At 72.7% G+C, this 12,055-nt stretch carries 14 protein-coding genes; 11 read left to right on the plus strand and 3 right to left on the minus strand.

Annotation, left to right across the window (positions count from 1 at the left end):
• Positions 1 to 246 precede the first annotated feature (246 nt).
• From ACZ6PY_RS18280 to ACZ6PY_RS18320, 9 genes are all read left to right on the plus strand, one after another.
• Positions 247 to 720, plus strand: coding sequence for a hypothetical protein (locus tag ACZ6PY_RS18280; protein ID WP_466073633.1), 474 nt, complete (start codon positions 247 to 249; stop codon positions 718 to 720).
• A 75-nt stretch (positions 721 to 795) separates the two neighbouring features.
• A complete protein-coding gene (locus ACZ6PY_RS18285; RefSeq protein WP_466073635.1) occupies positions 796 to 1,413 on the plus strand; it encodes a hypothetical protein in 618 nt (205 codons plus the stop codon).
• Positions 1,414 to 1,547: 134 nt separating this feature from the next.
• Entirely contained in the window at positions 1,548 to 1,877 is a 330-nt protein-coding gene (locus tag ACZ6PY_RS18290; RefSeq protein WP_466073637.1) for a YciI family protein, read from the plus strand.
• On the plus strand, positions 1,877 to 3,097 hold the full coding sequence (locus ACZ6PY_RS18295) for an RNA polymerase sigma factor (RefSeq protein WP_466073639.1): 1,221 nt from the start codon (positions 1,877 to 1,879) through the stop codon (positions 3,095 to 3,097). Before ACZ6PY_RS18290 ends, ACZ6PY_RS18295 begins: the two co-directional genes overlap by 1 nt.
• A gap of 61 nt (positions 3,098 to 3,158) precedes the next feature.
• Positions 3,159 to 4,004: an MOSC domain-containing protein gene (locus tag ACZ6PY_RS18300; protein ID WP_466073641.1), complete on the plus strand. Its 846-nt coding sequence runs from the start codon at positions 3,159 to 3,161 to the stop codon at positions 4,002 to 4,004.
• Positions 4,005 to 4,130: 126 nt separating this feature from the next.
• Positions 4,131 to 5,075 (plus strand): sugar phosphate isomerase/epimerase family protein, encoded by a 945-nt coding sequence (locus ACZ6PY_RS18305; protein WP_466073643.1) that lies wholly within the window; start codon positions 4,131 to 4,133, stop codon positions 5,073 to 5,075.
• A 156-nt stretch (positions 5,076 to 5,231) separates the two neighbouring features.
• Positions 5,232 to 5,705, plus strand: a complete 474-nt coding sequence (locus ACZ6PY_RS18310) for an MmcQ/YjbR family DNA-binding protein (RefSeq protein ID WP_466073644.1) — start codon at positions 5,232 to 5,234, stop codon at positions 5,703 to 5,705.
• Positions 5,706 to 5,709: 4 nt separating this feature from the next.
• Positions 5,710 to 7,113: a Si-specific NAD(P)(+) transhydrogenase gene (gene sthA, locus ACZ6PY_RS18315; protein WP_466073646.1), complete on the plus strand. Its 1,404-nt coding sequence runs from the start codon at positions 5,710 to 5,712 to the stop codon at positions 7,111 to 7,113.
• A gap of 109 nt (positions 7,114 to 7,222) precedes the next feature.
• Positions 7,223 to 8,095, plus strand: a complete 873-nt coding sequence (locus ACZ6PY_RS18320) for a class I SAM-dependent methyltransferase (RefSeq protein ID WP_466073648.1) — start codon at positions 7,223 to 7,225, stop codon at positions 8,093 to 8,095.
• A gap of 39 nt (positions 8,096 to 8,134) precedes the next feature.
• Here ACZ6PY_RS18320 and ACZ6PY_RS18325 read toward each other — a convergent pair whose 3' ends face one another.
• The gene (locus ACZ6PY_RS18325) at positions 8,135 to 9,235 is read right to left on the minus strand and encodes a DNA glycosylase AlkZ-like family protein (RefSeq protein WP_466073650.1); all 1,101 of its coding nucleotides are present in this window, start codon (positions 9,233 to 9,235) and stop codon (positions 8,135 to 8,137) included.
• An 82-nt stretch (positions 9,236 to 9,317) separates the two neighbouring features.
• On the opposite strand from ACZ6PY_RS18325, the gene ACZ6PY_RS18330 reads away from it, so the two are divergent.
• Together ACZ6PY_RS18330 and ACZ6PY_RS18335 are read left to right on the plus strand one after the other, a co-directional pair.
• On the plus strand, positions 9,318 to 9,656 hold the full coding sequence (locus ACZ6PY_RS18330; RefSeq protein ID WP_466073652.1) for an ArsR/SmtB family transcription factor: 339 nt from the start codon (positions 9,318 to 9,320) through the stop codon (positions 9,654 to 9,656).
• The gene (locus tag ACZ6PY_RS18335; RefSeq protein ID WP_466073654.1) at positions 9,653 to 10,132 is read left to right on the plus strand and encodes an SRPBCC family protein; all 480 of its coding nucleotides are present in this window, start codon (positions 9,653 to 9,655) and stop codon (positions 10,130 to 10,132) included. The genes ACZ6PY_RS18330 and ACZ6PY_RS18335 overlap by 4 nt, the downstream gene beginning before the upstream one ends.
• 77 nt (positions 10,133 to 10,209) lie before the next feature.
• On the opposite strand, the gene ACZ6PY_RS18340 is transcribed toward ACZ6PY_RS18335, so the two are convergent.
• Positions 10,210 to 11,004, minus strand: coding sequence for a S1 family peptidase (locus ACZ6PY_RS18340; RefSeq protein WP_466073656.1), 795 nt, complete (start codon positions 11,002 to 11,004; stop codon positions 10,210 to 10,212).
• 128 nt (positions 11,005 to 11,132) lie between these two features.
• On the minus strand, positions 11,133 to 12,035 hold the full coding sequence (locus ACZ6PY_RS18345) for a GNAT family N-acetyltransferase (protein WP_466073658.1): 903 nt from the start codon (positions 12,033 to 12,035) through the stop codon (positions 11,133 to 11,135).
• Positions 12,036 to 12,055 lie beyond the last annotated feature (20 nt).

Here is a 12,055-nt window from a genome sequence, read left to right on the forward strand (position 1 = left end):
AGGCGTAGACGGGCGATCCCGTCGGGCGCTCGGCCGATCCCGTTTTCCGGGCTCGCCGCCGATGATCCGTGCCCGGCGCCGCCACGAGCATGGTGGGTGACCGGCGGCGGCGTCAGCGCCGCCCTCGGAACGTGACCTGTCGAGTCGGGAGATCCCATGTGCCCAGCCACCACCACGTCGCCGCACCAGCCATCCTCGGGACAGGATGCCGGGACGAGGACGGACCGGCGCGGCAGGACCGCTGCCGTGCTGGGCTACCAGGCGTACGCCGTCGTGGCGTTGCCCGTGACTCTCCTCGGACTCGTGTGCGGGCCGTTCGGCGCCGGCGCGTTCACGGGCCGGATCACGCGCGAGCTGGCGACGCGGCTGCTCGGCGTCCAGGTCGGCGCACCGCGCGGGGCGGACGCCCGGGTGCCCCTGCGGTACCGCCTGGCCGCACTGCCCTTCGAGATCGTGTCCTTCGCGCTGCTGGCCCCGGCATGGGCCGTCTTCATCGCGCGCGGAGTGCTCTACCCGGTTTTCGGCGCGGATCATCTCGCCCAGTCGTGGGGCGGGCCGAGTCTGCCGGGCGCGTGGCTCGCCCATTTCGTCCAGGGGCCGCCGCTGTTGCTGGTCATCACCGCCGTCCTGTGGCCGGTCCGGAAACGACAGGTCCGCACCGCCGGCAGGCATCTCTCCGGAGAGGCGCCTCACGGCCGCCGCCGCTCGGCACGGGACTGAGACCGTCGCCGATGGCTGCCAGACTGCAGACCGGAGCGGTGTGCCGGGGTGGCACCGGGTCGCGGAGGAGGCAGCGTGATGTTTCGCCGATCGGGGCGGCCGGACGTCGCCGCGCTCAGGGCGAGGTTCCTCGCCAACCGGGAGAAGGTCCGGTCGTGGATCGGCGGTTGGGACTGCCCCGAGGTCGAGTGGCCCGACTTCGCCGAGATCCCGCTTCCCTGGGTGGTGCGGCGGGCGGATGAGCGGATGTGGCTGGAGCGCCACGCCCCGTTCCTGGACGAGTACGCGTGGATCCTGGAGGCCCGGCCGGTGGCGCAGGGGATCAGCCAGGTCGTCGCGCACTGGCAGTTCGGCGCGGGACACCGGTTCGACCGCCTGGATGTCGACTTCCGCAGCGTCGCCGATCCGCCGTACCTCGCGGAGAAACTCGCCCTGGCGGCGCACGCGGCCGATCTGAAGGGCTGGCGGGAGGCCGACCTGCAGGGTGTGTACGCCTGGCTCTTCGAGGGGATCGACAGCCGTCCGATGGGTGAGATGGTGCGGGGACAGCAGCGGAGCGGGTTCGTCCTGTTCCAGCTCACCCGTTGGCCCCACAGCAGGACCGAGATCAACGTGCGTCTGCGGATGACCCTGACCGACACGGCTCTGGACGGCACTCCGTTGACCAGCTCGGGCGAGACGCCTCCGGCGTGAGACCGGGGGCCGTCCGCCGCGCCGGAATGCGGCAGGATTTCTCGGCGGACCGTGTCGGATCGAGGCGGTGGCGTTCGTAGCAGGGGTGAGAGGCGCCCCGACGGGCGGACACCGGACGACAGGAGATGACCCCGATGGCGCAGTACCTGATTTCCGTGCTCCACGACACGACCGACCTCGCCACCACCGAGGAGATGGCCGCGATCGACGCCTTCAACACGCAGCTCCAGGCCGACGGCCACTGGGTCTTCGCCGGCGGCCTCGCGGACCCCGGCACGGCCACCGTCGTCGACGGCCGGCACGGGGAGCCGGTGTTCACCGACGGGCCCTATGTGGAGTCGAAGGAACACGTCATCGGCTTCTGGATCATCGAGGCTCCGCACCTCGACCTGGCGCTGCGGCTCGCCGCCCTGGGATCCAGGCACTGCAACCGGAGGGTCGAGCTCCGGCCGTTCCTGGGTTGATGGGCGACGTCGCCGAGCTGATCACCCGGGTCCATCGCGCGGAGTGGGCCCGGCTGGTCGCGACCCTGGCCGGGCGCTTCGGTGACCTCGACATCGCCGAGGAGATGGCCGCCGAGGCGTTCGCGACCGCCGTCGAGCGCTGGCCGGTCGACGGGGTCCCGCCGAGTCCGGGCGGGTGGCTCACCACCACCGCGCACCGTAAGGCCATCGACCGGCTCCGGCGCGAGGTGCGGCGCGAGGAGAAGCACCGGGAGGCGCTGATGCTGTCCGCCGCCGCCGAGCCGCTCGGCGCCATCGACGACGACCGGCTCCGCCTCGTCTTCACCTGCTGCCACCCCGCTCTCGCCATGAAGGTACGGATCGCGCTGACGCTGCGGATGGTCGGCGGGCTCACCGTGGCCGAGATAGCCCGCGCGTTCCTGGTCCAGGAGACCGCCATGAGTCGGCGGATCACCCGCGCGAAGGCGAAGATCAAGGCGGCCAGGATTCCCTACGGAGTGCCGCTGCGTGAGGATCTCCCGGCCCGGGTCACCGGGGTGCTGGCCGTCCTCTACCTGATCTTCAACGAGGGTTATCTGGCCTCGGACCCCGGGAAGGAGGCGGTCCGGGCCGACCTGACCGCCGAGGCGATCCGGCTGACCCGGCTCGTGCGTGCCCTGATGCCGGCGGACGGCGAGGTCGCCGGCCTCCTGGCGCTGATGCTCCTGACGGAGGCGCGGCGGGCCGCGCGGGTGTCGGCGAGCGGTGAACTGGTCACCCTCGCCGAGCAGGACCGCGGCGCCTGGGACCGCGAGCTGATCGCCGAGGGCCATGCCCTGGTCCGCGCCCGCCTCGCCTCCGGCCAGGCGCCGGGGCGTTACCAGATCCTCGCCGCGATCAACGCCCTCCACACCGACGCCCGCGACGTCCGCGACACCGACTGGTCGCAGGTCGTCGCGCTCTACGACCAGTTGGCCCGCCTCGACCCCTCGCCGATCGTGCGGCTCAACCGGGCGATCGCGATCGCCGAACTGGACGGCCCGGAGGTCGCCCTGGCGCAGGTGGACGGTCTGCCGCTGGACGGCTACCACGCCTTCCACGCCACCCGGGCGGACCTGCTGCGCCGGCTGGGCCGCAGCGCGGAGTCGCGGGCGGCGTACGACCGGGCCATCGGGCTGGCCGGCAACGCCGCCGAGGTGGCGTACCTCGTCCGTCGCCGCGACCAGCTGGCCGGGGCGTGAACCGCCCCAGTGGGGCGGTCGGCCGTAGCGGCCGCAGGCCGGGTCGTGCCATCCTGGCCGGATGCGGGTCGCCTCGCTTCACACGTACCCCGTTAAGGGGTGCCGCCGGATGGACCGCGACACGGCGCGGGTCGAGCCGTGGGGCCTGGACGGCGACCGGCGCTGGCTGATCGTGGACGACCACGGGGTCGGCCTGACCCAGCGCGAGCACCGGGAACTGGTGACGGTGCGGGCGGTGTCCCGGCCGGGCGGGCTGACCCTGGACGCGCCGGGGCTGGCCCCGCTCGACCTGGCCGAACCGGCCGGCGGCGAGGCGGTCCAGGTCCGGGTGTTCCGGGGGCGGCCACCCGCGGCGGCGCGCGCCGCCGGCCCCGAGGCGGACGACTGGCTGCACCGGCTGCTGGGGCGCGCCGCCCGGCTGGCCTGGCTCGGCGATCCCACCGGCAACCGCGTTCCCTGGCCGGTTCCCGCCGGCACCGGCGCCGAGCTGAGCTTCGCCGACGGCACCCCGCTGCTGCTGGCCAACACCGCGTCGCTGGACGCGTTCAACGGCTGGCTGCGGGAGTCGGGCAGCGATGAGGGCCCGCTGCCGATGAGCCGGTTCCGCCCCAACCTGGTGGTCAGCGGTGCCGCGCCGTGGGCGGAGGCCGGGTGGGTCGGCCGGCGGATCAGGATCGGCGGGGCCGTGTTCCACGGCGTCGACGAGTGTGACCGGTGTCTGGTCGCGACGATCGACCAGGAGACCGGGGAGCGGGGGCGGGAGCCGCTCCGGATGCTCGCCGCCCGGCGGAACGTCGGCCAGAAGCTCCTCTTCGGCCTGCAGATGGTGGTACGGGCCGAACCGGGTGTGTCCCCTCTCGACGGCTGTACGGTCAGCGTCGGCGACGCCGTCGAGGTGCTGGACTGACCAACCACTTTCGTCGCGCTGACCCGAAAGTCTCGCCGCCGTCGATGAAAGCTATGGACATTCCCAAATCCCTTTTGTAGCGTCGGCCACGTACACGATGCGCGTAACCCTCGACAAGGAGACGCCATGTGTTACGGACATGACGGGATGGCCGCGCTGCGGCGCTCCGTCGACCGGCGCAGCCTCCTGCGCGGCTCGCTGGCCACCCTCGCCGGCATCGGGCTCGCGTCGTCCGGCATCGGCGCGACGGCCGCGACGGCCACCGGTCACCAGACCGGGCGGCACCACGTGCCCCCGGGCCTGATCAGCATCCAGCTGTGGACGGTGCGCGACGCCCTGTCCGGCCCGCCCGGCTACGACGCCACCCTCACCCACCTCGCCCGGACCGGGTACCCGCGCGTGGAACTGGCGCTCGGTTACTTCGGCCGCACAGCCGCCCAACTGCGCCGGTTCCTCGACGGCATCGGCGTCCGGGCCAGCTCGAGCCACGACGGGATCAGCGCCGGTCCCGCCGAGCTGGAGCAGAAGATCGAGAACGCGGTCACCCTGGGGCAGCAGTTCCTGGTGGTGCCGTACCTGTACTCCGAGAACGCGGACGACTGGAAGCGCTGGGCCGAGCAGATGAACGTGGAGGCCGCCGCGGCGAGGGCGGCAGGCCTGCGCTACGGCTACCACAACCACGCCCACGAGTTCACCATCGACCTCGGCAACGGCCGGCGCCCCTGGGACGTGCTGACCGGGGAACTCGACCCCCGGCTCGTCCACCTGGAGGTCGACCTCTACTGGGCGGTCACCGGCGGCATCAACTCCGGCGACGGGGTCGCGGACCCCGAGGGCTTCACGCTCGACGTCATCCGCTCGGCGCCGCAGCGCGTCCTGCAGTACCACGTCAAGGACCGGGACGGGGCCACCGGCGACATGGCCGACCTGGGCACCGGGACCATCGACTTCGCCCGGATCTTCCGGAGGCACTCGGTGCTGGAGTACATCGTCGAGAACGACACGCCCGACGTGACGCCGCAGCAGACGGCCGAGGTCGGTTACCGATACCTGCGCCGGCTGCGGTTCTGACCCGCGCAGTGCCGCCGGACACCGGGGCCGACGTCCGGTCCGACGGGAGCCCGCCGATCGTCGGTTCCGGTGTCCGGCACCCACCGTCCGCGACGGCGACCCGTCGGGCACCGCGATCGCGCGGAACTGTCGGAGGGGTGGCGTAGCGTCCCGCGCGTGACCGAACCCGGCGACGTCCCACCCGAGATCCTCGACCGGCTCCGGCACGTCTGCCTCGGTTTGCCGGAGACCTACGAGGAACCGGCGTGGGTGGGCACCCGGTGGCGGATCCGCAAGCGGACCTTCGCGCACGTGCTCACCGTCGATCCCGACCACCAGGCCGCCTACGCCCGCGCCGCCGACAGCGACGAGCCGATCTGCGTGCTCACGTTCCGCTCCCCCGGCGACGAGATCGCCGGGCTGCTCGCCGGCGGGCACCCGTTCTTCAAGCCCGACTGGGGCGCCGACGTCGTCGGCATGGTGCTCGACGACGGCATCGACTGGGACGAGATCAGCGAACTGCTCACCGAGAGCTACTGCGTCCTGGCCCCGAAGAAGCTGGCCGCGCTGGTCGACCGGCCGGCCGAGCCGTCCGGCCCGGGACAGCCGTCGAGCGGCTCTGGCGCGGGCCGGCAGATGCTGCCAGGCTGACACCGTGTACGACTACGACCTGCTGGTGCTGGGCTCCGGACCGAGCGGTCAGAAGGCCGCGATCGCCGCGGCCAAGCTGGGCCGGCGGGTCGGCATCGTGGACCGCCGCGACATGATCGGCGGGGTGTGCATCAACACCGGCACCGTGCCGTCGAAGACCCTGCGCGAGGCCGTCCTCTACCTCACCGGCCTGAGCCAGCGCGACCTCTACGGCAGCAGCTACCGGGTCAAGGAGGAGATCACGGTCGGCGACCTGGCCGCCCGGACCCAGCACGTGATCAGCCGGCAGACGGACGTCATCCGCAACCAGTTGGCCCGCAACCGGGTCGCGATGATCAGCGGCACCGGCCGGTTCGCCGACGCGCACGCGGTCTGGGTCGACGGCGGCTCCGGCCGGGAGTCCCGGGTCACCTTCGACAAGATCGTCATCGCCGCCGGCACCCGGCCGGCCCGCCCCGACAGCGTCGACTTCGACGACCGGACCATCGTGGACTCCGACGGGGTCATCAACCTCCAGGCCGTGCCCCGCAGCATGGTCGTGGTCGGCGCCGGCGTGATCGGCATGGAGTACGCCTCCCTGTTCGCCGCGCTCGGCACCAAGGTGACAGTGGTGGAGCGCCGCGACCGGATGCTCGACTTCTGCGACGAGGAGATCGTCGAGTCGCTCAAGTACCACCTGCGGGACCTGTCCGTGACGTTCCGCTTCGGCGAGGAGGTCGCCGCGGTGGAGAAGCACCAGACCGCCGCGCTGTGCGTCCTGAAGAGCGGCAAGAAGGTCGTCGCCGACACGGTCATGTACTCGGCCGGCCGCCAGGGCCAGACCGACGACCTGGCGCTGGAGGCGGCCGGGCTGGCCGCGGACCACCGGGGCCGGATCCAGGTCGACGCGACCTACCGCACGGCGGTCGACAACATCTACGCGGTCGGCGACGTCATCGGCTTCCCGGCGCTGGCGTCCACCGCCATGGAGCAGGGCCGGCTGGCCGCGCAGCACGCCTGCGGCGAGCCGGTGCGCGCCATGCCCGAGCTGCAACCGATCGGCATCTACACGATCCCGGAGATCAGCTTCGTCGGGCGGACCGAGGAGGAGCTGACCGACAGCTCGACCCCGTTCGAGGTGGGCATCGCCCGCTACCGCGAGCTGGCCCGCGGCCAGATCGTGGGTGACTCGTACGGCATGTTGAAGCTGCTCGTCTCACCGGGCGACGGGCGGCTGCTCGGCGTGCACGTGTTCGGCACCGGGGCCACCGAGATCGTCCACGTCGGGCAGGCGGTGATGGGCTGCGGAGGCACCGTCGACTACCTGGTGGACGCGGTGTTCAACTACCCGACGCTGGCCGAGGCGTACAAGGTGGCGGCCCTGGACGCCGCCAACAAGATCCGCAACATCACCCGGATCGACGGCTGACGGATCCGCCGGGGGACGGCCGTCGCCCGTGACGAATGTCAGCGGCGCCCGGCCGGGCCCGACGTTACCGTCGGCAGCGGAGCCGACGTCCCCGCGGGAGAGGAACCCGATGTCGAGAACGCCGCAGGCGAGCCGCACGGCGGTGCTGGTGTGCCAGGGCCGCGCCGCGGCGGACGGGCGCGTCGCTCCCGGCCGCTTCGCGGACCCGACCGCCCTGCCTCTGCTGCGTCCCGACGAGCGGGAGGCGGTCCAGTGGGTCCGCGCCGGCGCCCCGCCCGCCGGGTGGCAGCAGCGGCTCGACTACGAGACGGTACGCGCCGCCGCCGAGCTGATGGCACCTCGCACGATCGCCATCGACGACGCGATCCGCGCCCACCCGTCTCCGCAGGTGGTGATCCTCGGCGCCGGGCTGGACGGGCGCGCCTGGCGGATGCCGGAACTCGCCGGGGTGACGGTCTTCGAGGTCGACCAGCCGGCCACGCAGCAGGACAAGCGCGACCGTGCCGCGGGGCTGCCCGGCCCGCCGCCCACGTTCGTGCCGGTGGACTTCGGCCGCGACCGGCTGGCCGGGACGCTGGCGGCGCACGGGCACCGGGCCGACCTCGCCACGACCTGGCTCTGGGAGGGCGTCGTGCCGTACCTGACGCGAGCGGAGGTGGCTGCCACGGTCGCCGAGCTCGCCGCCTGTTCCGCCCCGGGCAGTCGCCTGGTCGTCAACTATCAGAGCCCCGCCGTCTCCGCCACTCTGGGCCGGGTGGTCGCCCGATTGCTGACGGCCTCCGCCGGCCGGTCGAGCGTCTGGGCGAACGAGCCGTGGCGCTCCACCTGGACGCCCGCCGCCATGGCCGCCCTGCTCACCCCGCACGGCTACCGCGTGACCCGGGAGGAGAGCCTGCTCGACACGGCGCGGACGCTCGCCCTGCCGGTGTCCCGTGCCAGGTCGCTCCGCCACGGCCGGGTGCTGGTCGCCGACCGGGCCTGACCCGCGGCGCGTCGACCCGGACGTCCCCGGGAGCAGGGGTCAGGACGCCAGGGCCGGGGTCAGGCGGAGCCAGTCCGCCAGGTCCTCGATCTCGTGCCGCACCGCGTTCGTCATCGCCCTCGTGAACGGGACGTCCTGGTGGATCGCGTCCACCCGGAGCACACCGGCCCTGCGGTCGGCGGTGGCGTCGAGCTTGCCGACCAGCCGGTCCCCGTACAGGATCGGCAGCGCCCAGTAGCCCCAGCGGCGCTTGGCGGCCGGCTTGTACATCTCCAACTGGTAGTCGTACTCGAACAGCTCGGTCAGCCGCCGGCGGTCGTAGACGAGCCGGTCCAGCGGGGACAGCAACGCGGCGCGGCCGGTGAACGGCTGGTCCAGCAGCTCGGGGTCGACCCGCCACTGGCCCTTCACGCCCTCGATCACGGCGGGCTGGCCCGCCTCCCCCACGTCGTTCGGCTCCCCCGGGCTCTCCGGCGCACGGGCGCGCGCGATGCCGAGCGCGCGCAGCCGCCGCTCGTCCCGGATCCGCCGCGCCTCCTCGTAGGGCACCACCTCGTCGGGGTAGACCCGTTCGGCGAGGTCCCACAGCCGGTCGGTGCCGCGCCGGCCGGCGGCCGCGACCTCACCCCGCTGAACAAGGAAGTCGATCATCTTGCGGACGTTGCGGTCGTTCGTCCAGCCGGTGGAACGCCAGGGGACCTCGCAGGTGTCCGGCAGCTCGCGCGCCGGCAGCGGGCCGTCGGCGCGGAGCCTCGCGAGGATGTCCAGCCGGCAGCCCCGGTTGGCGTCCACCCAGTCGCGCAGGCCCTCCTGCCAGTCGCGCAGCGGCGGACGGCCGGGCCACTCGGCCATCTCCGCCCGGTACAGCGCGAGGTCTTCCGGCGGGCGGATGAGGCCGTGCAGCTCCAGCAGGGTCTGCTCGTCGAGGGCGTCGCGCAGCTGCGCCGGAGCGTACGAGGAGCCGAGGCGGCTCCACAGGACCAGGTCGGCGCTGGGCGCCACGGCGGACGTCGGGTCGTTCTGCAGCAGCGTCAACCGGCGGACGACGTCGAGCATCCCGCCGGGGCGGTCGGCGGCCAGCAGTTGGGCGCGCACCGCGAGGCGGCGGGCGTCGCCGCGGGACAGCTCGTGCACGGTCACCAGCCGAGACTAGGAGGCGGGTACGACCACGACCACCCCTCGCTCGTTGACATGTGACCATCTGGTCACCTATTCTCGTCCTGTGAGCGACGACGACGATCTGGTGTTCAAGGCGCTCGCCGACCCGACCCGACGCGCCCTGCTCGACCGGCTCTTCGTCCGCGACGGCCAGACGTTGACGGAGCTGGAGTCGGAGCTGGCGATGACCCGCTTCGGTGTCATGAAGCACCTGCGCCTGCTGGAGGACGCCGGTCTCGTGGTCACCCGACGGCAGGGCCGGGAGAAGCTGCACTTCCTCAACCCGGTGCCGATCCGGCTGATCCACGACCGGTGGATCGACAAGTACACCGCGCACCACACCGCGACGCTGCTGGAACTCAAGACGGAACTCGAACGCGACGACCCGAAGGAGAAGCGATGACCACCACGACGACCGGGACGACAAAGGTCTACCGGGTCTACATCAAGGCCACCCCGCAGGCGATCTGGGACGCGATCACCAAGCCGGAGTGGACCCGGCAGTACGGCTACCAGTGCCTGGCCGAATTCGACCTGCGGCCGGGCGGCCGGTACCGGGCCGTGGCCATCCCCGAGCACCGGGAGTCCGGCATGCCCGAGGTGCCGGTGGAGGGCGAGGTGATCGAGGTGGACCCGCCGGTCCGGCTGGTGCAGACCTGGCGGCCGACCTGGCTGGACGAGCCGGCCACCCGGTTGACCTACGAGATCGCGGAGCGGGGCAACGGCGTCACCTCGTTGACGGTGATCCACGAGCTGGGCGACGCGCCGCAGACCATGGCCCAGGTCAGCGGCCAGGTCGAGAGCGCCGGCGGTGGCTGGCCCGAGGTCCTCAGCGACCTCAAGACGCTGCTGGAGACCGGCAAGCCGCTCTACGCCTGACCCGAGCCCTGCGAACGCGACGGCACGCGCGGGCGGCCCGGCGTACCACCAGCCGGGCCGCCCGTCAGGTCGTGCGGTCAGCCGCCGAGGCTCGCCGCGGCCGAGGCGATGGCCGAGGAGAAGTAGCTCACCTGGGTGTAGACGCCGGGGTAGTTGGGGCGGGCGCAGCCGTTGCCCCAGCTGACGATGCCCACCTGGATCCAGGCGTTGGAGGCGTCACGACGGAACATCGGCCCGCCCGAGTCACCCTGGCAGGTGTCCACGCCGCCGCTGGCGTACCCGGCGCAGATCTCCTCGGCGGGGATGAGGTCACCGCCGTAGTTGGCGTTGCAGGTGGCGTCGCTGACGAACGGCACGGTGGCCTTGAGCAGGTACCGCTGCTGCCCGCCGCCCTCGGTGGCCGCGCCCCAGCCGGCGATGGTGAACGTGCCGCTGTCGTAGGCCGTGGTGTTGGCGATCTTCAGGGTGCTCAGCCCGCTGACCGGGGTGGCCAGGCGGATCAGCGCCCAGTCCTTGCCGCTGCCGTTGTAGCCGGGTGCCCGGTAGACGTAGTTCGACCGCACGGTGATCCGGCTGGACGACTGGAGGTCGACCACGCCCAGGGTCGCCGTGATGCTGGTGTTGGTGCCCGTACGCCCGACGCAGTGCGCGGCGGTGAGCACCAGACGGGGGCTGTACAGCGCGCCGCCGCAGCCCATCGAGAGCCGCACCATGAACGGGAACTCGCCCTGTGCGGCGCGGGTGCCGCCGACGACGTTCGGCGTGATCGGCGTGGGGTCGGCGACGGCGGGTGCGGCGAGAGTGAGGCTGCCCGCGGTCACCGCGGCCAACGCGGTGGCCAACAGGCCGGTGAGGGTGCGCCAGCGAACCATGAATTCCTCCGCATCAGGACCGGCGCGCCTCGTGGGCACACCTGACTCGAGACTGCGGACAGCATATTGAGATCAATGGATTTGCTGGCCATACTCTTCGGGTCGTACCGCGGCGGTATGCAGACCGGTCACGCCACGGGCGCCAGGGACTTCTCGAACCAGTGGTGCGCGTACGGCTCGTCGTTGTACGGCGCGACCTCCCGGTAGCCGGTCGCGCGGTACAGCGCGATCGCCTCGGTCAGGTTGCGGTTGGTGTCCAGCCGGACGGCGGTCCAGCCACGCTCGGCGGCGTACCGCTCCAGCTGCTCCAGCAGGCGTCGCCCGACCCCGAGCCCCCGGACGCCGTCGGCCACCCAGACACGCTTGATCTCCGCGGGCGCGTGCGCGTGGAGCTTGATCGCGCCGCAGCCGACGGGCTCGCCGTTGAGCGTGGCGAGCAGGAACACGCCGGCGGGTGGGACGAGTTCCTCGTCGCGGACCGGCTTGCTCCGGGCCGGGTCGAATCCGCCGTCGAAGCGCTGCGCGACCTCGTGGGCGTAGGCCCGCACGCAGGCGCGGGCCCGGGGGTCTCCCGGTGGGCACGGCTCGACGACCACCATCGAGCCGACGAGCAGCCGCTCCACCTCGGCCATCGCCGCGACCAGGCGTTCGCGGCGCTGGTCGCTGAGCGGTTCGAGGATGGACCGGGCCAGCTCGTCGGACCGCTCGTCCAGCTCGACCCACTCCGACCGCCCGGCCTCGGTGAGGGCGGCGACACGCACCCGCCCGTCGCCGCCGACCCGGCCCGCCGGGCCGACGCGCACGAGTCCGTCGCCCTCCAGGGTGCGCAGGAGCCGGCTGAGGTACCCGGAGTCCAGGCCGAGCCGGGCCCGCAGCGCCGCGACCTCGGCGCCGTCGGGGCCGATCTCCCACAGCAGCCGCGCCTGCGCGAGGGGCCGGTCGCGGGACATGTACTGGTCGTCGAGCGCGCCCACCCGTTGGGTGACCGTCCGGTTGAACCGCCGCACGGTGGCGATGAGCTCCGAGTTCATCTGCCTGACTTTAGTCAGGC

The organism is Micromonospora sp. NPDC048907, from assembly GCF_055586885.1.